Annotated in this window: 17 protein-coding genes and 1 tRNA gene; 6 read left to right on the forward strand and 12 right to left on the reverse strand. The window is 33.9% G+C overall.

Features of this window, described 5'->3' with window-relative positions; genetic code table 11:
• Nucleotides 1-30 precede the first annotated feature (30 nt).
• The 6 genes from B0A57_RS10035 to B0A57_RS10060 all read right to left on the reverse strand — a co-directional run bounded on the left by B0A57_RS10035 (nucleotide 31) and on the right by B0A57_RS10060 (nucleotide 4,288).
• The gene (locus B0A57_RS10035; RefSeq protein WP_011964473.1) at nucleotides 31-927 is read right to left on the reverse strand and encodes a DUF3078 domain-containing protein; all 897 of its coding nucleotides are present in this window, start codon (nucleotides 925-927) and stop codon (nucleotides 31-33) included.
• Between the two features lie 55 nt (nucleotides 928-982).
• Nucleotides 983-1,489, reverse strand: coding sequence for a DUF2480 family protein (locus B0A57_RS10040; RefSeq protein WP_034099535.1), 507 nt, complete (start codon nucleotides 1,487-1,489; stop codon nucleotides 983-985).
• Between the two features lies 1 nt (nucleotide 1,490).
• On the reverse strand, nucleotides 1,491-1,814 hold the full coding sequence (locus B0A57_RS10045) for an SUF system Fe-S cluster assembly protein (protein ID WP_011964475.1): 324 nt from the start codon (nucleotides 1,812-1,814) through the stop codon (nucleotides 1,491-1,493).
• 168 nt (nucleotides 1,815-1,982) lie between these two features.
• Nucleotides 1,983-2,402 (reverse strand): SufE family protein, encoded by a 420-nt coding sequence (locus B0A57_RS10050; protein ID WP_011964476.1) that lies wholly within the window; start codon nucleotides 2,400-2,402, stop codon nucleotides 1,983-1,985.
• Nucleotides 2,402-2,917: a hypothetical protein gene (locus B0A57_RS10055; protein WP_052200130.1), complete on the reverse strand. Its 516-nt coding sequence runs from the start codon at nucleotides 2,915-2,917 to the stop codon at nucleotides 2,402-2,404. Before B0A57_RS10055 ends, B0A57_RS10050 begins: the two co-directional genes overlap by 1 nt.
• Before the next feature lie 156 nt (nucleotides 2,918-3,073).
• Complete coding sequence (locus B0A57_RS10060; protein ID WP_011964478.1) at nucleotides 3,074-4,288, reverse strand: aminotransferase class V-fold PLP-dependent enzyme; 1,215 nt, start codon at nucleotides 4,286-4,288, stop codon at nucleotides 3,074-3,076.
• Nucleotides 4,289-4,485: 197 nt separating this feature from the next.
• Between B0A57_RS10060 and B0A57_RS10065 the strand changes: the two genes are divergently transcribed.
• Nucleotides 4,486-5,832 carry a serine hydrolase domain-containing protein gene (locus tag B0A57_RS10065; protein WP_034099537.1) on the forward strand — a complete coding sequence of 449 codons (1,347 nt, stop codon included), beginning with the start codon at nucleotides 4,486-4,488 and terminating at the stop codon, nucleotides 5,830-5,832.
• Between the two features lie 399 nt (nucleotides 5,833-6,231).
• Here B0A57_RS10065 and sufD read toward each other — a convergent pair whose 3' ends face one another.
• From sufD to B0A57_RS10085, 4 genes are all read right to left on the reverse strand, one after another.
• Nucleotides 6,232-7,548 (reverse strand): Fe-S cluster assembly protein SufD, encoded by a 1,317-nt coding sequence (sufD, locus tag B0A57_RS10070; RefSeq protein ID WP_034099539.1) that lies wholly within the window; start codon nucleotides 7,546-7,548, stop codon nucleotides 6,232-6,234.
• 1 nt (nucleotide 7,549) lies between these two features.
• Entirely contained in the window at nucleotides 7,550-8,299 is a 750-nt protein-coding gene (gene sufC / locus B0A57_RS10075) for a Fe-S cluster assembly ATPase SufC (protein WP_011964481.1), read from the reverse strand.
• A gap of 36 nt (nucleotides 8,300-8,335) precedes the next feature.
• The gene (gene sufB, locus B0A57_RS10080; protein WP_011964482.1) at nucleotides 8,336-9,784 is read right to left on the reverse strand and encodes a Fe-S cluster assembly protein SufB; all 1,449 of its coding nucleotides are present in this window, start codon (nucleotides 9,782-9,784) and stop codon (nucleotides 8,336-8,338) included.
• A gap of 82 nt (nucleotides 9,785-9,866) precedes the next feature.
• Entirely contained in the window at nucleotides 9,867-10,196 is a 330-nt protein-coding gene (locus tag B0A57_RS10085) for a HesB/IscA family protein (protein WP_011964483.1), read from the reverse strand.
• Between the two features lie 258 nt (nucleotides 10,197-10,454).
• Here B0A57_RS10085 and B0A57_RS10090 point away from each other — a divergent pair, with 258 nt between their 5' ends.
• From B0A57_RS10090 to B0A57_RS10105, 4 genes are all read left to right on the forward strand, one after another.
• Nucleotides 10,455-11,315, forward strand: coding sequence for an MBL fold metallo-hydrolase (locus tag B0A57_RS10090; RefSeq protein ID WP_011964484.1), 861 nt, complete (start codon nucleotides 10,455-10,457; stop codon nucleotides 11,313-11,315).
• A gap of 70 nt (nucleotides 11,316-11,385) precedes the next feature.
• Nucleotides 11,386-12,990, forward strand: a complete 1,605-nt coding sequence (locus tag B0A57_RS10095; protein ID WP_034099584.1) for a S8 family peptidase — start codon at nucleotides 11,386-11,388, stop codon at nucleotides 12,988-12,990.
• Nucleotides 12,991-13,071: 81 nt separating this feature from the next.
• Nucleotides 13,072-14,943 carry a M1 family metallopeptidase gene (locus B0A57_RS10100; protein ID WP_011964486.1) on the forward strand — a complete coding sequence of 624 codons (1,872 nt, stop codon included), beginning with the start codon at nucleotides 13,072-13,074 and terminating at the stop codon, nucleotides 14,941-14,943.
• A gap of 6 nt (nucleotides 14,944-14,949) precedes the next feature.
• Nucleotides 14,950-15,690 (forward strand): hypothetical protein, encoded by a 741-nt coding sequence (locus B0A57_RS10105; RefSeq protein WP_034099541.1) that lies wholly within the window; start codon nucleotides 14,950-14,952, stop codon nucleotides 15,688-15,690.
• Here the strand turns inward: B0A57_RS10105 and B0A57_RS10110 are convergent.
• Nucleotides 15,687-16,016 (reverse strand): 2Fe-2S iron-sulfur cluster-binding family protein, encoded by a 330-nt coding sequence (locus B0A57_RS10110; RefSeq protein ID WP_011964488.1) that lies wholly within the window; start codon nucleotides 16,014-16,016, stop codon nucleotides 15,687-15,689. The two genes, B0A57_RS10105 and B0A57_RS10110, sit on opposite strands and share 4 nt — an antisense overlap.
• Nucleotides 16,017-16,080: 64 nt before the next feature.
• Between B0A57_RS10110 and B0A57_RS10115 the strand changes: the two genes are divergently transcribed.
• Nucleotides 16,081-16,154 (forward strand) — tRNA-Ala (locus B0A57_RS10115).
• Nucleotides 16,155-16,262: 108 nt separating this feature from the next.
• On the opposite strand, the gene B0A57_RS10120 is transcribed toward B0A57_RS10115, so the two are convergent.
• On the reverse strand, nucleotides 16,263-19,727 hold the full coding sequence (locus tag B0A57_RS10120; RefSeq protein WP_034099543.1) for an efflux RND transporter permease subunit: 3,465 nt from the start codon (nucleotides 19,725-19,727) through the stop codon (nucleotides 16,263-16,265).
• Between the last annotated feature and the right edge of the window lie 10 nt (nucleotides 19,728-19,737).

Genomic DNA, 19,737 nt, shown 5'->3' on the forward strand with positions numbered 1-19,737 from the left:
GGATTTTCTTTTTATAAATACTATTTTAATCTAAAAACCATAGTTTACTCCTAAACCAAATACTTCTCTAATTTGAAAAGCACCTCTAGCATTGTCATCATATAACGCTTGGAAAGCTAGGTTTGTAGAAATATATTTGTTTACTTTCATTACTAAATTCATTTGATAGTCGATATCTACATTTTTTGGTCTGTCTAGATAATTAGAGTATAAATTTAAGATGTTTTCTACCGAAATGTTTTCCATCAAGTTTAATTTGTAATACCCGTTTAGAGCGGCTCCAAATTCAAATCGAGAAGTTTTACCTTGCGCTACACCAAAAGCAGCACCTGATTGTGTAAACTGACCGTCAACAAATATTAATCTTGAGGTTGCTGGAGCAATATTTACTTTAAGGTTGTTGCTTTTTTTCCATAACATACCTGGACCTGATTGCAAATAGGCTGGTGAGAAAAAATGAGAAATTTTTATTCCTTTTGCTTTATCGAAACCAGAATCCATTTGTGTTTTTGCGTTCAAATACCATGAATAATACCAGTATCCTTGACCCGCTTTTCGTCCTAAAAGTGATGTAAATTCTAATCTGTCATCAGATTTAGTTGTCTTCTGACCTTTTGTTTGAGTTAAACCATAAGCGGCAATAATTTTATTATCCCAAACAATTTTTTCTGCTTTGTAATTAAAATCGTAATTAAGTCCTAAGTTTCCAGCTGTATTTGCTGTACCACCACCTAACCAATCGTTATTAAATGCTGATTGATTAAACAAAAACACAATGTTTCCGCCACGTTTCCAACCTGCATTTGTAGTATCGTCAGCTTTATTGGCTAATAATGCGTTTTTTTCTAGTAGTTCTTTTTCGCTTAATTGTGCATTTGCATTTATACCTAAAAGCAAAACAGCCAATACTAAGATTGTTTTTTTCATTTGTAATTATATTTAAATTTCTTACAAAATTAAAAAAATATCTACAATATTACAATTATTTCCTTTTAAACAAAGGAACTGCAGAACAGGCTTCGCCATACATAATGCTTTTTGCAAATGGTTGAAGTTTTTGTACGGCTAGAATATAGGCGCTTTCGGGAACGGGTTTTTTAGAACAACCTTTTATAATTACTGGCTTGTCTTGGTACTTAGAATAATCGATCGTTGGCAATATTTCTTGATACAAAGCGGTTTCTAAATCCTGCAAACTCCCAGATACCACTTTTTTAGCAAATGGCGAAACATGAATGGTAACTAGAATACTTGCCCAAGCGGGAATAATAGCTTCGGTAGAACAATGAATTACCACATAATGATTTTCATATTGTGACCAATCATGCTTTTTTAGCACCTCACGAAAGTCTTTTTCTTTTAATAAAAGACCCTCATAAAGCCAGTGTGAAATATCTATTTGTGTTCGAATTTCTTTTGCATAATAATCCTCTAAATCGAAGACTTCGAGTACAGAATTTGCTACTTTGTTTATTATTTCGTCTTGCATTTTATAGCATTCCTAATTCTAATTTTGCTTCTTCACTCATCAAATCTTTTGTCCATGGCGGATCGAAGGTAATTTCTACTTCGCAAGATTTTACAGTGTCTATTTTTTTAATTTTCTCTTCTACTTCTCTTGGCAAGGTTTCGGCAACGGGACAGTTTGGAGAGGTTAGTGTCATTAATATTTTTACATCTAATGCTTCGTTTACAAAAACATCATAAATAAGTCCTAGCTCGTAAATATCTACAGGGATTTCTGGGTCATAAATTGTTTTTAAAACCTTTACCGCTGCTTCTCCTAAATTGATTGTATCGTTAAATTCTTCCATATTATTTTGTATTTTGAACCATATAAGTAATGGCTGTTATTTTTAGGACTGTTCACAACTAATCCAAATTTATTATTTCTAACACGAATTCCTAAATTTAGGAATCTTAAAAAAACGCTTGTTAATTTGTGTAATTCGTGATAACCTTTTTTAAAATAATAAAAACGACTAATTTTTAGATTGAAAAGCCAAAGCGTACATTTTTATTTGTTTTATCATCGATACCAAGCCGTTGGCTCGAGTGGGCGATAAATGCTCTTTTAATCCAATTTCATCTATAAAACTCATATCAGCTTCAAGGATTGCTACTGCTTTTTGGTTAGAAAAAGTTCTAATTAAAATAGCAATTATTCCTTTGGTTAAAATAGCATCACTATCGGCGGTGAAAACAATTTTGTCATCATGTTGTTCTCCTTGCAACCATACTTTCGACTGGCAACCTTTAATTATATTTTCTTCTGTTTTAAATTCTTCGCTAATTAACGGAAGGTTTTTCCCTAAGTCGATGATGTATTCGTAACGCTGCATCCAGTCATCGAACATAGAAAACTCGGCTACAATTTCTTCTTGTATTTCTTTTATTGTCATTATTTTTTTTCTGAATAAGAAACTAATTTTGAAACTAATTTTTCGATTTCCACTGGTGGTTTCCCCGCATCGAAACCAGCTCCTGTATATACTGTTCCGCCAGATGTAATGGTTAAATTTGCGTGGGCAGCACCGTCATACATTCTGGCTTCCGATGGTGACTTTAGGCTAGGCAACTGATCTAAATTTACGGCTTTAATTAAGTTTGATAGATCTGATATGTCATTTTTAGTAAGTACTATAATGGTTACTTTTTCTGGATTATTTCTATCTGAGGCAATTGTAAGCTGGTTGTTTTCGAAGGTAATTTTGCTAAAAAAACCTCTAGAAAATGCTTCATATTCGGCTTTTGTTCCTGCTTGAACTTTGTTGTTTGTCTTTTCGGGTTTTTCAACTTCGGGGGTTGCATTGTTATCGATGGTTTCCTTGGTCTGTTGGCTAAGGCCCGACTCTTTTTTGGGCTGGCATGATTTTGTGAGCAATAAACTTAAAAATACTAGTGCTATTGTTTTCATAATGTTTGTTTTTTTACGGTTTTTTAGCCCTGACTGCCTCACATAATTTGTGTTTCCATCAAAGTTTAGCGAATTTCGTTGCTGGCAAAATTGTTTTATTTTTCTGATTATAGATAAAAAATTGCAACGGATAGCAGGAATAACTTCAAATAATTTTTAAGATAACATTGTTTTTGCTTTTCTGACAGCTTCTACAAATATATCAATTTCTTCTTTAGTATTATAAAATGAAAAACTTGCTCTTATTGTTCCTGGAATATTAAAATAATTCATAATAGGTTGCGCACAATGGTGACCTGTACGCACTGCTATACCTAGCTTGTCTATAATTGTACCTATGTCGTAAGGGTGAATACCGTCGATGTTGAATGATATTACCGATGTTTTTTCTTTACTTGTCCCGAAGATTTTTAGGCCTTCTATTGCTAATAATTTTTTTGTTCCGTAGGCTAACAACTCTTTTTCTTGTTCTTGTATGTTTTCGAAACCTATCGAATTCATATAATCTACAGCAGTTCCTAATACAATTCCGCCTGCAATATTAGGTGTTCCTGCTTCGAATTTGTGTGGCAAATCTGCATAAGTTGTTTTTTCGAAAGTTACTTCTTTTATCATTTCGCCACCTCCTAAATAGGGAGGCAATTTGTTAAGCCAAGCTTCTTTTCCGTACAAAATTCCTGTTCCTGTTGGCCCACACATTTTGTGTCCAGAAAAAACATAAAAATCGCAATCTAGTTCTTGCATATTTGGTTTAATATGCGGTACGGCTTGTGCGCCATCTATTAGAATTGCAGCACCTACTTCATGTGCTTTGTTAATCATGTATTTGATAGGATTGATGGTTCCTAGGGCATTAGAAATATGGTTTACAGCAACTATTTTGGTTTTATTAGAGAGCAATCGGTCGTACTCGGATAGGATTAATTCGCCATTTTCATTCATAGGAATTACAACCAGTTTTGCGCCAGTTTTTTGGCACAACATTTGCCACGGTACAATATTACTGTGGTGTTCGAGTGCCGAAACCATAACCTCATCATTTGGTTTTAATACAGCTGCAAATCCGTGAGCAACAAGATTTATCCCAAAAGTTGTACCTGATGTAAAAAGTACTTCGTGGGCAAATTTTGCATTAATATGGTTTTGAATTTTAATACGTGATTCCTCGTAAGCATTAGTCGCTAATTGGCTTAACGTATGCACGCCACGATGAATATTGGCATTTATTTCCTGGTAATATGCTGCAATGGCATCTATTACTACTTTTGGTTTTTGTGAAGTGGCGCCATTATCGAAATAAACCAATGGTTTTCCGTTTACTTTTTGAGTAAGAATGGGGAAATCGGCTCTTATTTTATTTATCTCTAACATCTTATTTATAAAAAATCTAAACACAAAAGTAGTCAAATAGAAACGGATTTTTATCAAACGTTTGTTAATAATTGTGTTTCTTGTTTTTTAAACCAAAAAAGACCTAAAAGATTTAAAAAAACGCTTTTTATCTTTGTGGCTAACTTTTTAACAATTGAAACTTTATTTCGTTAAATTGCATTAAAAAAAAATTAAAAATGAAAAAAATATTCAAAATACTTGGCTTTGTCATTCTCTTGTTTTTAGTATATTTTGGTGTTACAACTTATCCTAAACTGGATTTGATCTCTGGTTTTTCTGCCAAAAGTGTTGCTTCAGGACATTTTATAGACAACCGAAGCCTTGAAATAATTGAAAAAGGCGACAATGATATTGACTTAATTGATTTGGCAAAAAATAAAATTAACGAAAATTCTAAATCAGCTTCAGCTTCAGTGTATGGATTAAAAACCCGAAAGGCTATATATAGAGAGGGCTTAGGAGCTACTTTAATAAATGATGGTTTTGATGAATCTAAACCTTATGAAGTGCCAAAAAGAACAAAGCAAAACAATAATTTACCTTTTCCTTACGGAAACAACGAAGCACAAAAAGTGGTTTTTAAAAATATTGATTATAAAAAATTAGAGCTCGCTGTTGAAATTGCTTTCGATAAAAAAGGACAAAAAAACAAACGAACTCGTGCTTTATTAGTTATTTATAAAGATAAAATTATTGCCGAAAAATACGATACAGGTTTTACAAAAAGTTCTAAAATATTAGGCTGGTCTATGACAAAAAGTATTACAGCAACTTATTTTGGTATTCTTCAAAAACAAGGAAAATTAGATATTAATAAACCTGCTCCTATTGCAGAATGGCAAAATGACGAAAGAAAAAACATTACCACAAACGATTTATTACACATGAATTCTGGGTTAGAATGGGAGGAAGATTATGCCAAAATATCTGATGCAACAAAAATGCTTTTTCATGAAGAAGATATGACAAGATCTCAAATCCTAAAACCCGCAAAATTTAAACCCAATACGCATTGGAATTACTCTTCTGGAACAACAAATTTATTGTCTGGAATTTTAAGAAAACAGTTTAAAACGCACCAAGAATATCTAGATTTTTGGTATTCGGCATTAATTGATAAAATAGGAATGAACTCGATGGTGGTAGAAACCGATATGGCCGGAAATTATATAGGCTCTTCATACGGATGGGCAACGGCTCGCGATTGGTCTAAATTTGGATTGCTTTATTTGCATAAAGGAAACTGGAATGGGGAACAAATTTTCGACGAAAGTTGGGCTAAATATGTAGCCACGCCAACAAATGACTCCAACGGGATTTATGGCGCACAATTTTGGCTAAATAGCAACAAAAAATATCCAGATGCCCCTAAAGATTTATATTCTGCCAATGGTTTTCAAGGACAAAATGTGTTTATTATTCCGTCGCAAGACATTGTTATTGTGAGAATGGGACTAAAAGAAAATGGTGTTTTTGATTTTAATGAATTATTGAAAGGCATTTTGGGTAGTGTAAAGAAGTAGAATATGAAAAAAATAAAAAAATTACTATTTAAGTTTTTATGTGTTTTTCTTAAATAACATTGTCTTTGTTTAAGTTTTTAAAACAATTTAGATAGAATTATTTGTTTCTGGTCATTATATAAATCAAGGGTATTATAAAAGTTTTCAACCCAGCCTTATTAATAAAAATTGGGTGTTGAATAATATAGAAGTCATTCAGCTATTGAGTAAAGCAGATAGACATCTAGGATGTTTAGACATGTTTAGGAATATGTGAACATCGATTTATTTAATCACGATTAATTAAACTTTATTTAGAGAAACAATTAATTATAACCACAAAGAACACAAAGCAAAAACCACAAAGGGCACAAAGTTTAGTAAAAACCTTGTACCCTTTGCGTACTTTGTGTTTAAAAACTACAAATCAAATCCCATTTTTACGCCTAGTTTATCGGCAATAATTCTGGCGATTTTACTTCTAAGTTCTGGTATTTTAATACTTCCTGTTACTTCGCTCGTAAAAGCATACATTAGTAATGCTTTTGCTTCTTTTTTAGGAATTCCACGTTGTTGCATATAAAACATGGCGTTTTCGTCTAGTTGTCCTATTGTGCAACCATGAGAGCATTTTACATCATCGGCAAAAATTTCTAGTTGTGGTTTTGCATTTATTGTGGCTTTTTCGCTTAACAAAATATTGTTGTTTTTTTGAAAAGCATCGGTTTTTTGAGCTTCTTTTTCTACAAAAATTTTTCCGTTAAAAACGCCTGTTGACGCTCCGTCAAGAATTGTTTTGTAGTTCTGATGACTTTCGCAGTTTGGCGTAGCATGTTGTACTAAAGTGTAATGATCTACGTGTTGCTTGTTGCCAATAATGGTAACCCCTTTTAACGTAGAATAGATTCTTTCTCCCTGATGGTAAAAATTCAGGTTGTTCCTTGTAATATTTCCTCCAAAAGAAAAAGTATGAACCGAAACATGGCTTTCTTGCTTTTGTGCTATATAAGTATTGTCTATTAAATTGGCTGTTTGCACATCATTTTGTACTTTATAATAATCGACAACAGCACGTTTTTGAGCAAAAATTTCGGTCACTGAATTGGTTAAAACGGGGTTGTCGTTTAAGCTTTGGTGGCGCTCCATAATTTGCACATGTGCGTTTTCGCCAACAATTACTAAGTTTCTAGGCTGTACCATAAGGGCTGCTTCTGCTCCTGTCGAAAAATAAATAATTTCAATAGGTTTTTCAACCACTTTACTTTTCGGAATATTTATGTAAGCACCTTCGCTTGCAAAAGCTGTGTTTAATGAGGTTAGGCTTTCCTCTTTGCTCGCTATTTTGTTAAAATACTCATCGATTTGTATTTTGTATTTTGGTTTGTTTAGTGCCGATGACATTAAACAAACATCTAAACCATCGTGTGAGGTTGACGATAAAAAGGAGCTAAATATTCCGTCGATAAAAACAACTTTAAAAGTGTCTATTTCGTGAATAAAATATTTTTTTACTTCTTTAAATTCAATAGTATTTTCTTTTTTAGGAAATACGCTAAAATCATTTTTTAAGATTGTGTTTAGCGAGGTATATTTCCAAGCTTCTTCCTTTTTAGTTGGGAATCCTTTACTTTCGAAATTTTTTATAGCTTGACTACGCACATCGTGAAGCTCTTGATGAAAATCTATCTTTTCTTCAAAAGCCATAAATGACGATAATAATTTTTCTTTCAATTCCATATTAGTTAACTTCTTGTTTTAACCAATCGTATCCTTTTTCCTCTAATTCTAAGGCTAATTCTTTTCCTCCAGATTTTACTATTTTACCATCATGAAGAACGTGTACAAAATCTGGAACTATATAGTCTAGCAAACGTTGGTAATGTGTAATTACAATTACTGCGTTGTCTTTGCTTTTTAGTTTGTTTACACCATTTGCAACGATACGTAAAGCATCAATATCAAGACCAGAATCTGTTTCGTCAAGAATGGCAAGTTTTGGTTCGAGCATTGCCATTTGAAAAATTTCGTTGCGTTTTTTCTCTCCACCAGAAAAGCCTTCATTAAGGGAACGAGACAAAAACTTACGGTCTATTTCTAATAATTCTGATTTTTCACGAATAAATTTTAGCATTTCGTTTGCAGGCATATCTTCTTGTCCACGAGCTTTACGAGATTCGTTTATAGCTGTTTTCATGAAATTTGTTACCGAAACTCCTGGAATTTCTACAGGATATTGAAACGATAAAAATACTCCTTTGTGTGCTCTTTCCTCTGGGGCTAATTCAGAAATATCTTCTCCTTCTAATAATATTTCGCCCTGGGTTACGGTATAGTTTTCGTTTCCTGCAATGATAGAAGAAAGCGTGCTTTTTCCAGCACCGTTTGGTCCCATAATTGCATGAACTTCTCCTGCTTTTACCTCAAGGTTTATTCCTTTTAATATTTCTTTGTCTTCGATTGAAGCGTGTAAATTTTTTATTGATAACATTTGTTGAATGTGTTTTTTATTCTGATTTATGATTGATTATCCCACCGAACCTTCTAACGAAATTTCTAATAGTTTTTGAGCTTCAACCGCAAATTCCATGGGTAATTTATTTAAAACTTCCTTGCTAAAACCGTTTACAATTAGTGCGATGGCTTTTTCGGTTGGAATTCCTCTTTGGTTACAATAAAAAACTTGGTCTTCTCCTATTTTACTTGTTGTTGCTTCGTGTTCTATTTTTGCCGATGTGTTTTTGCTTTCTATGTACGGAAATGTGTGCGCACCGCAATTATTCCCCATAAGTAACGAGTCACATTGTGAAAAATTACGAGCATTATCAGCACCTGCACTAATTCTTACCAAACCACGGTAACTATTTTGTGATTTTCCTGCCGAAATTCCTTTAGAAATAATGGTCGATTTGGTGTTTTTACCAATGTGAATCATCTTGGTACCAGTATCTGCTTGTTGGAAATTATTAGTCACGGCGATTGAGTAAAATTCTCCAATCGAATTATCTCCTTTTAAGATACATGAAGGATATTTCCAGGTTACAGCCGATCCTGTTTCTACTTGTGTCCAAGAAATTTTTGCGTTTTTCTCACACAACCCTCTTTTAGTTACAAAATTATACACCCCGCCTTTTCCTTCTTTGTTTCCTGGAAACCAGTTTTGCACGGTCGAATATTTTATCTCGGCATCGTCTAGAGCAATTAGCTCGACAACTGCAGCGTGTAATTGGTTTTCGTCACGACTTGGCGCAGTGCAACCTTCTAGATAGGAAACATAACTACCTTCATCGGCAATAAGAAGTGTTCTTTCAAATTGTCCTGTTCCTGCTTGATTGATACGAAAATAAGTAGATAATTCCATCGGGCAACGAACGCCTTTTGGGATATAACAGAAGCTTCCGTCAGAGAAAACTGCCGAATTTAATGCCGCATAAAAATTATCTTTTTGCGGTACAACTGTTCCTAAATATTTTTGAACTAATTCTGGAAATTCACGAATCGCTTCGGATATTGGACAAAAAATAATTCCTTTTTCAGACAATGTTTTTTTGAAAGTCGTGGCTACCGAAACAGAATCGACTACAATATCCATAGCCACATTGTTCATCATTTTTTGTTCATCGATAGAAATACCCAGTTTTTTGTACATTTCTAAAAGATCTGGATCTACATCATCTAATGTTTTGTTGGGATCTACCGCTTTTGGTGCCGAATAGTATGAAATAGCTTGAAAATCTGGTTTTGCATAATGTACATTTGCCCATTCTGGTTCTACCATGTCTTGCCAAGCACGAAAGGCTTCGATACGCCAATCGGTCATCCATTGTGGTTCTTCTTTTTTCAAAGAAATAGCACGTACAATATCTTCATTTAAGCCAATAGGGAAAGTTTCCGATTCGATATCAGTGTAAAATCCGTACTCATATTCTTTTGTTTCGAGTTCGATTTTTAAATCGTCTTCTGTGTATTTTGACATTTTTTTTTAAGTCTTAAAGTTTGAAAGTCTAAGGTTTGAAAGTCAACGCAGGTCTTCCGACTTGATGACTTTCGACATTCGACTAAAGAGAAAAACTCTCTCCGCATCCGCAAGTTCTACTTGCATTTGGATTGTTAAAAACGAATCCTTTCCCGTTTAATCCTCCAGAAAATTCTAAAATTGTTCCTGCTAAATAAAGAAAACTCTTTTTTTCGACAGCAATTTTTATATTATTATCTTCAAAAACTTTGTCGTTTTCGCCTATCTCTTTATCAAATGTTAAATCGTATGACAATCCTGAACAACCACCACTTTTTACGCCCACACGAACGTAATCTTGGGTAGCATCAAAACCATCATCTTTCATCATATCGACAATTTTTTTACTGGCAGATTCAGATACTTTTATCATAACCTCGTTATTATTTGTTTTTTTTATTGGTGTTATGCAATTTACATAGAAAAACAACTTCAAATTAACGTTTTTTTCTAATGCTTATTTCATTAATTGTTTTGATTTTGTCTAAACTAACCACAAAGATAAGTCATAAAATACTTTTTACAAGTTTTACCAACATATTTATAACTAATAACGAAATAGAAAAAGTCTATTTGATACGCTTTAAAACAAATGATTTTGCTTAAATTGCAATCTTAAATTAAAAATAAAATGAGACTTTATCCTATAGAAACAGGCAATTTTAAACTCGATGGTGGTGCGATGTTTGGCGTAGTTCCTAAAACCATTTGGAACAAAACCAATCCTGCCAACGAAAATAATTTAATAGACATTGCTGCCCGTTGCCTTTTAATAGAAGACAGAAACCGATTAATCTTAATTGATACCGGAATGGGAAACAAACAAACAGAAAAGTTTTTTGGCTATTATTCGCTTTGGGGAAACCATTCAATAGACAAATCGCTGGCAAAATACGGGTTCTCTCGTGATGATATCACCGATGTTTTTATGACCCACCTGCATTTTGACCATTGCGGCGGAAGCGTTATCTGGAATAAAGAAAAAACAGGTTACGAAGTCGCTTTTAAAAACGCAAAATTCTGGACAAACGAAAACCACTGGCAATGGGCAACAAAACCTAACGCTAGAGAAAAAGCCTCTTTCCTATCCGAAAATATTTTGCCAATGCAAGAAAGCGGTCAGCTTAATTTTATTACCAAAGCAAATTCTGATTTTGAAATGGCTTCAGAATTAAATTTTGATATTTTTTATGTAGATGGCCATACCGAGAAAATGATGATTCCACATATTAAATACCAAGACAAAACAATTGCTTTTTGTGCCGATTTAATTCCAACGGCAGGACATTTGCCCTTACCGTATGTCATGGGTTACGACACAAGACCTCTTTTAACAATGCCAGAAAAATTAAAATTTTTAACTTCGGCAGCAGAAAATAATTATTATTTATTTCTAGAACACGATGCACATAATGAAATAATTACCGTCGAAAAAACCGAAAAAGGAATTCGACTAAAAGAGACTTTTTCGTGTTCAGAAATATTAACATAATGTTAAAAAAACTAAATTTGATGCAAAAATCAAGACTTTTATGCAAAAAATAGAACTAAACTATAATATCATGAAGATTTTAAAACCCATTTTTATATCTGGAATAATTGCTTTTACAATGGCTAGTTGTGGTGGCGCTAAAACGATAATGAGCACAAATGTTGCAAATATCGATAAAATGCCTCTAAAAACAACCCCTATTTCTGAAGCCAACATGAAACGCTGGAGCCATTTAGATTTAGTAAAAGACACCGTTCCCGGAATGAGCATAGACAAAGCGTATGGTTTCCTAAAAGGTAAAAAAATGACCCCCGTTATTGTAGGAATTGTTGACTCAGGAGTAGATATAGATCATGAAGATTTGAAAGGTAAAATCTGGACTAACCCAAAAGAAATAGCAGGAAACAAGAAAGATGATGATAATAATGGTTTTATAGATGATGTGCATGGTTGGAATTTTTTAGGCGATACTAATAATGAACAATTAGAAATGACCCGTATCGTAAAAAAAGGGAACGATGGCTCGCAGCAGTTTAAAGACGCTTCTGCAGAACTTGAAAAAAGCAAAACAGAACTTGCCCCTCAAAAACAACAAATAGACATGCTTTTGGGCGCAGACAAAGCCGTAAGAGAATATCTTAAAAAGCCTAATTTTACATTAGCAGATGTAAAAGCAATGCAAACCACAGATCCAACAATGGTGCAATACAAAGGAATGTTTACCCAAATATTATCGGGGACTACAAAAGCTGAATTCGATTCTCAAATACAAGAATATCAAGATTATGTTTACGATCAATTAAACTATAATTTAAACACCGAATTTGACGGACGTAAAGTCGTAGGAGACAATCCCTACGATATGACCAATAAACATTACGGAAACAATATTGTTTATGGCCCTAAAAAAGAAGGCGCAAAACATGGTACACACGTAGCAGGAATTATTGCTCAGGTTCGTAATAATAATAAAGGTGGAGACGGTATTGCATCAGAGGTAGTAAGAATAATGTCTGTTCGTGCAGTGCCTAACGGAGATGAATACGACAAAGATATTGCATTAGCCATTCGTTATGCTGTAGATAATGGTGCAAAAATAATTAACGGAAGTTTCGGAAAAAGCTATTCTCCGAATAAAGAATGGGTTTACGATGCCATAAAATATGCAGAATCTAAAGATGTTTTATTTGTACACGCAGCAGGAAATAGCTCCGAAGATATAGACACGGCTCCTAATTTTCCAAATGATACCGATGGCGCAAACCCAGAATATGCTGATAATGTATTAACAATTGGCGCACTAAACTATGAGTATGGCGCATCGCAAATGGCAAATTTCTCTAACTACGGGAAAATAAATGTTGATATTTTTGCCCCTGGAGTAAAGATTTATGCCACAACACCAAAAAATACTTATAGTTTTTTAGACGGAACATCTATGGCATCGCCTAATGTTGCTGGAGTTGCCGCTTTAGTTCGTGCTTACTATCCAAGTCTTACCGCTTCGCAAGTAAAACATATTATTATGGACTCTGGAACCTTACTAACCAATTCTTTCAATTTAGCTGGGGCAGAAGGAACTCAAACTACTTTAGCGTCTATTTCTAAAACAGGAAAAATTGTAAACGCATACAACGCTTTAGTTTTAGCCGAAAAAATGACCGCAAAAAAATAATTATCTATTTTAAATGTAAGACACAGCTTCTGCAGGATATCTTATCACGCTGCAGAATCTGTGTTTTTTTAATCCTATCAAATGAAAAAAATACACTTACTTACTTTATTTAGTTTTGGCTCTCTTATAGCTCAAAATAATCCAAACCCAGGTTATTGGCAACAAAAAGTCGATTATAAAATGGAGGTCGAGATGAATGTAAAAAACTATCAATACAAAGGCAAACAAACCTTAGTTTACACCAATAACTCTCCCGATACTTTACATCGCGTGTACTATCATTTGTTCAACAACGCTTTTCAGCCTAATAGCTGTATGGATGCTCGACTAAAAGCCATAAAAGATCCTGACGGAAGAATGGTAACCAAAGTAAAAATAGGTGATAAAGAAGTAAAAGAAAGTAGAATTTCTGCTTTAAAAGCGAATGAAATAGGATTTCTAAAAATTTCAAACTTAAAACAAGACGGAATCGAACTCAAAAATAAAGTTGTGAGCACAATTCTCGAAGTAGATTTAGCAAAACCATTATTACCCCACACTTCGACAACTTTTTCGCTAGATTTTGATGGGCAAGTACCCGTGCAAATTCGCCGTTCGGGACGAAATAACAAAGAAGGTGTCGAACTTTCTATGTCGCAATGGTATCCTAAAATGGCCGAATATGATTATGAAGGCTGGCAAGCAGACCCTTATATTGCAAGAGAATTTCATGGTGTTTGGGGAAATTTTGATGTAAGTATCACCATCGATAAAAACTATATTTTAGGTGGTTCTGGTTATTTACAAAACCCAAATAAAATAGGATATAATTACCAAGATTCCGGAATTGTTGTTACTCTTCCTGAGAAACAAAAAACGTTGACTTGGCATTTTGTTGCACCAAATGTGCATGACTTTACTTGGGCTGCCGACAAGAATTACATTCATGACAAATTAGTAACAAATTTTGGAACGACGCTACACTTTTTATACAAAAATAATCCAAAAATTATTGATAACTGGAAGAATTTACAACCTAAAACAGCGCAACTCATGGAAATTTACAACAAAACTGTTGGCAAATATCCTTATAAACAATATTCTGTAATACAAGGAGGCGATGGCGGAATGGAATATGCAATGTGTACTTTAATCCTAGGCGAAGGAACTTTTGATGGTTTATTAGGCGTTACAGCCCACGAAATGGCACATTCTTGGTTCCAGCACATATTGGCATCTAACGAAAGTAAAAACAGTTGGATGGACGAAGGTTTTACCACTTGGTTAGAAAATTATGGCCTAAACGAAATTGCCGATAAAAAAGCAGAAAATCCTCATGCCGATTCTTATACTGGTTATATATCATTAGTAAAATCTGGTAAAGAGCAACCACAAACTACACATGCTGATCGTTACGACGAAAATCGTCCGTATAGCATTCAGGCATATAGCAAAGGTAATATTTTCTTATCTCAGCTAGAGTATGTTATTGGTAAAGAAAACTTCATGAAAACCTTGAAACGTTATTTTGCCGATTATAAGTTTACACATCCCACACCAAACGATATTAAACATACGGCCGAAAAAGTATCTGGAGCAAACCTAGATTGGTACTTAAACGACTGGACGAAAACTACAAATACTATTGATTACGGAATCAAATTGGTAGAAAATCATGGAGAAAACACAAAAATAACACTCGAAAGAATTGGTAGAATGCCAATGCCTCTTGATGTTTTAGTTACTTATGAAGACGGAAATCAAGAAAGTTTTTATATCCCCCAAACCTTAATGCGCTGGACAAAAGAAAATCAAAATCTAGCTATAAAAAGAACTGTTCTAGAAGGTTGGGATTGGGCATATCCTACATTCGAATTTAATGTTAATACAAAATCCCCAATAAAAAACATTGCCATTGACCCAAGCGGACTCATGGCCGATGTGAATAAAGAAAATAATTTTTTTAAGAAATAATTTTCAATGAAATTTATATATTTATTACTTATTTCGGCTTCAATATTTGCACAAGACAAAAGTATTGAAGCCAAAATAATGGCTATAACCGCCAGCGATTCTAACCCTAAAAATCGAGAATTTACCATACATTATGAGATAGAAAACCTAACAAATAATTCGGTTTCATTTTTTCTAACCCCCAACACTCTGATTGCAAATGCAGCAGCTTCGATGACTTTGTTTCCTGTTTATAAAATATATATAAACGATGTTTTTATTTCGCTCGACGGACCCTTTTTTGAAAAAAACGGCATCGATTGGGAAACTAAACTCCTCGGTTTTAAAGATTATACAACACCCCAAGCCAAAGAAGTAATTAAAAAAGTGATAGCAGAATTTGAAGCAAAAAACAAACTGATTGTAGAAAATTATACAAAAAATGGCGGGAAAAGTACCGTTGAGAAATGGATTCTTGAAAACCACCATTTACTCGAATCTAAAATTACGTTAAACCCAAAAGAAACAAAATCCTTTGTGATAAAGACCTCTTGGAACAGGGAGCGCTATTTTAAAGAAGATGATCTAGAATATTATCTGGACGAAAAAGACAAGTACGAATTCGAATTGGTTTTAGACTTGAAGAAAACATCCTTTAAAGAAAAATTGTGTGAAGAAGAATATTTAAGAATAAAAAAAGACCGCAACTTTATTGAAGGAATATTTACCACAAATAAAGTAAAAATAGATTTTAAAGAGAAAATCTAGCTTTCTGGAGCCAACTCGATTTCTAATCCGTCTATTTCTGTTGTTATTTGAATTTGGCATCCCAAACGACTATTTTCTTTTACGTTAAATGCTTCAGAGAGCATGGCGCCTTCATCGTCTCCTATTTCTGGCAATACAACATCATTTAAAACATAACATTGGCAAGAGGCACACATTGCCATACCGCCACAAATACCTATTGTACCTTCGGGAACTAGTTCGTACATGCGAACTAATTCCATGATATTCATACTCATATCTGTTGGAGCTTGTACCTCGTGCGAGACACCTTCTCGGTCTGTGATTTTGATAGTAATATCTTGCATTATTATTTTTTTTACACAAAAGTATAAATTATTAGATAAAAACAATATATTTGAAAAAAATATTGGGGGATTAGCTCATTTGGCTAGAGCGCTTGCCTGGCAGGCAAGAGGTGGTCGGTTCGAATCCGATATTCTCCACTATAAAACCAAAAAACCAAACCAAAAGCAAAACGCCTTAACTAAATAGTTAAGGCGTTTTCAATATTTATGGTTTTTTCTTGTCTTCTAAATAATACTTTCGCTACTTTATATTGTAACTTGGGTAGCATTTCGTTTGTCACGCAACCAATATTTAGTTCTCTTTACTAAATAAAACATTACTGGAACCATAACCAGTGTTAAAACTGTGGCATAACTTAATCCGAAAATAATAGTCCAAGCTAGTGGTCCCCAGAAAATAACGTTATCGCCACCCATAAAAATATGGGGATTTAAATCGGTAATTAAAGAAAAGAAATCGAAATTTAAACCAATTGCTAACGGAATTAGCCCTAAAATTGCGGTTAGAGCCGTTAGTAATACGGGACGCAAACGTGATTTTCCACTTTCGATAATGACTTCTTTTATTTCTTCTAGAGTTAAATCATCATGGCTTTTTACTTGCTTATCTATCATTTTTTTGTCTAATAAAAGCACAAAAAAGTCCATTAATACAATTCCGTTTTTTACCACAATTCCTGCTAGCGAAATAATTCCCATCATGGTCATTAGGATTACAAAATCCATATTGGCAATTACATATCCGTAAAAAACGCCACTAAAACTTAGTATCACTGTAAATAAAATGACCATTGTTTTAGAAACTGAATTAAACTGTAATACAATAATAATTGTAATTCCTGCCAATGCTAAGAAAAGTGCATACATTAAGAAACTTGCGTTTTTTCCTTGTTCTTCTTGCACACCAGAAAACGAATAAGTTACTGTTTTTGGTAATTGATAATCTTTTAGATCAGCTCCGATATTTTTTGTAATAGCATCACCATTATAACCTGTCAGGACGTTAGAGTAAATCGTCATGATTCGTTTTTGATTTTTACGTTTTATCTGATTGTAAGTGGTTGTTTTCTCTGTTTTAGAAATTGCAGATATAGGCACTTGCATCATTTGTCCGTTGCCCTGATTGCGGAACGTTAGCGATTGGTTAAACAATATACTTTCGTTCTTGCGCTGATCGTCTTGCATACGCATTGTGATGTTATAATCGTCATCTCCTTCTTTGTATGTAGAAATTTCTTGACCATATACCGAACGACGCAAATTGAAACCCAATTGTCCTGTAGAAACACCTAGGCTTCCTGCGCTAACTCTGTCAACTTTTACTTCTAGCTCTGGACTTTGCTTGTTGACATCGACATTTAGACGTTCTATTCCAGGAATGTTTTTAGCGTTAATAAAAGTGATCATTTTGTCTGCTTCTTTAAGCATAACATCATAATCTGTTCCTGTTAACTGAATACTAATTGGATACCCTGCTGGTGGTCCTGCTGCGTCTTTTTCGACCGTAACTTTTGCCCCTGCAATGGCTTTTACCTTACCTCTAATTTCTTCAAGAATATCGGCAGTGTTAATGCCTTTTCTGAATTTGAATTCTGAAAAATTAACTGTTACTTTTCCTTTGTATGGTGTTTCTGAAGCCGATCCAGCATCGACATTTGGATTCCCTGCTCCTTTACCTACTTGAGAAATGATAGATTCTGCAAGGTAATTTTTGTTGGTTTTTGGATCAACGTATTTGCTTAGAATTGAAATAACTTGTTTCTCGACAAATAAAGTGGCTTTGTTTGTTTTCCCTATATCTGTTCCTTGCGGATATTCGATATAAGTAATCACCTGATTTGGAATGTTATCCGGGAAAAACAATACTTTTCTTGGAAAAATTCCTAATAATATAAAGGAGAAAAATAACATTCCTATAATAGTTCCTAATGCAATCCAAGCTCTTTTTCCTGTAAGAATTTTAGCTAAGAAATCTTTATATTTTTCTTCCATTCTTGGAAAAAAGCTATGTTGAAAATCTTGTGTCCATTGGTACAATTTTATTTTGTACAACCACATTAATCCTAATGAAATTATAGCCAAATGCCCTATGGCTTTGGCAATTTTAGAATCGTAGATGTTTCCTAGTAGCACAAAAATAACCGCTATAATTGTAAATACTATCGAATAGGTTTTTGCCGATTTTTTAGACACGTTTTTATCTTCAATATCCATAGAACCACCTGTCATAGCAGCATTTACAACCATTGCCACGAATAATGAAGCTGACAAGGTTACTGTTAATGTGATTGGAAAATATTTCATAAATTTTCCCATAGTTCCTGGCCATAATGCAAATGGCAAAAAGGCCATCAGTGTTGTTGCTGTTGATGAGATTACTGGCCAAGCGATTTCTCCAATTCCTATTTTAGAAGCTTCAATTCGTGGCATTCCTTTTTTCATGTTGGCAAATACGTTATCGACCACGACAATCCCGTCATCGACCAGCATTCCTAATCCCATGACTAATCCGAAAAGCACCATCGTATTTAGTGTTAATCCGAATGCCGAAAGTATGGTAAATGCCATCATCATAGATAACGGAATTGCTGCGCCAACAAATAATGAGTTTCGCAATCCCATGGTAAACATTAGGACAATCATAACCAGTACAATTCCGAAGATAATGTGGTTAGAAAGTTCGTCAACTTGGTGTTCTACTCGAGAAGATTGGTCGTTAGAAAGTTCTAGTTTTAAATCTTTTGGCAAATAAGATACTTTTGCTTTTTCTAATTTTTCTTTTACTTGATCTATTGCGGAAATCATGTTTTGGTTAGATCGTTTTTTTACGTTGAGCATGACAACTTCGGTTCCTTTTTCTCGAGCGTAAGTTGTTTTTTCTTTTTCTTTAAAACTAACAACAGCAATGTCTTTTAGGTAAACTGTTCCGCCGTTGTGTTTTACAATGATATTTTCGAGTTCCTTAGGGTTTTTTATTTCTCCAACAATTCTGATATTGTTTCGAGAACCTTGAGAAATTAAATTTCCTCCGGAAAGCGTCATGTTTTCGTATTTAACCGCATTCTGAATTTCATCAAAAGATACTTGTGCTGCTGTCATTTTGAAAATATCGACAGCAATTTCTACTTCTTTGTCATCTACACCTAAAATATCTACTTTTTTTACTTCTGGGATTTCTTCGATGTCATCTTGAAGCAATTCTCCATATTTTTTTAGCTGTTGTGTGGTATAATTTCCTTGCAGGTTAATATTTAAAATAGGTACTTCTTCCGAAATATTTAATTCGAAAACATTAGGTTCTACTTTGCTTCCATTGTCTAGATTTGGCCAATCGGTATCGGCTTTTATCACATCAACTTTATCTTTAACTTTAGTTTTGGCTTGTGCTACCGAAACGTTATCAGAAAATTCGACAACAATCATTCCGTAATCTTGAAAAGAACTTGAGGTAATTTTCTCGACACCAGTTATGTTTTTAATTTCTTTTTCGAGTGGTTTTACAATTAATTTCTCGACATCTTCGGCAGAGTTTCCTGGAAAAATTGATGAGATGTAAATTTTGTTTTCGATAATTTCGGGAAAATCCTCTCGTGGCATTGTAATATATGCCATAACGCCTGTTACGACAATAAGTAAGGTTAGGATATATACTGTAACGCGATTGTCGACAGCCCAACTTGAAATGCTAAATTCGTGGTTTTTATGTTCCATGTTTTTTTAT

Source organism: Flavobacterium psychrophilum DSM 3660 = ATCC 49418, assembly GCF_002217405.1.
GTDB classification, from domain to species: Bacteria; Bacteroidota; Bacteroidia; order Flavobacteriales; family Flavobacteriaceae; genus Flavobacterium; species Flavobacterium psychrophilum.

Coding starts and splice junctions, on each gene's coding strand:
- B0A57_RS10035 (WP_011964473.1), bottom strand. CDS start 927: ATGAAAAAAACAATCTTAGTATTGGCTGTTTTGCTTTTAGGTATAAAT.
- B0A57_RS10040 (WP_034099535.1), bottom strand. CDS start 1,489: ATGCAAGACGAAATAATAAACAAAGTAGCAAATTCTGTACTCGAAGTC.
- B0A57_RS10045 (WP_011964475.1), bottom strand. CDS start 1,814: ATGGAAGAATTTAACGATACAATCAATTTAGGAGAAGCAGCGGTAAAG.
- B0A57_RS10050 (WP_011964476.1), bottom strand. CDS start 2,402: ATGACAATAAAAGAAATACAAGAAGAAATTGTAGCCGAGTTTTCTATG.
- B0A57_RS10055 (WP_052200130.1), bottom strand. CDS start 2,917: ATGAAAACAATAGCACTAGTATTTTTAAGTTTATTGCTCACAAAATCA.
- B0A57_RS10060 (WP_011964478.1), bottom strand. CDS start 4,288: ATGTTAGAGATAAATAAAATAAGAGCCGATTTCCCCATTCTTACTCAA.
- B0A57_RS10065 (WP_034099537.1), top strand. CDS start 4,486: ATGAAAAAAATATTCAAAATACTTGGCTTTGTCATTCTCTTGTTTTTA.
- sufD (WP_034099539.1), bottom strand. CDS start 7,548: ATGGAATTGAAAGAAAAATTATTATCGTCATTTATGGCTTTTGAAGAA.
- sufC (WP_011964481.1), bottom strand. CDS start 8,299: ATGTTATCAATAAAAAATTTACACGCTTCAATCGAAGACAAAGAAATA.
- sufB (WP_011964482.1), bottom strand. CDS start 9,784: ATGTCAAAATACACAGAAGACGATTTAAAAATCGAACTCGAAACAAAA.
- B0A57_RS10085 (WP_011964483.1), bottom strand. CDS start 10,196: ATGATAAAAGTATCTGAATCTGCCAGTAAAAAAATTGTCGATATGATG.
- B0A57_RS10090 (WP_011964484.1), top strand. CDS start 10,455: ATGAGACTTTATCCTATAGAAACAGGCAATTTTAAACTCGATGGTGGT.
- B0A57_RS10095 (WP_034099584.1), top strand. CDS start 11,386: ATGAAGATTTTAAAACCCATTTTTATATCTGGAATAATTGCTTTTACA.
- B0A57_RS10100 (WP_011964486.1), top strand. CDS start 13,072: ATGAAAAAAATACACTTACTTACTTTATTTAGTTTTGGCTCTCTTATA.
- B0A57_RS10105 (WP_034099541.1), top strand. CDS start 14,950: ATGAAATTTATATATTTATTACTTATTTCGGCTTCAATATTTGCACAA.
- B0A57_RS10110 (WP_011964488.1), bottom strand. CDS start 16,016: ATGCAAGATATTACTATCAAAATCACAGACCGAGAAGGTGTCTCGCAC.
- B0A57_RS10120 (WP_034099543.1), bottom strand. CDS start 19,727: ATGGAACATAAAAACCACGAATTTAGCATTTCAAGTTGGGCTGTCGAC.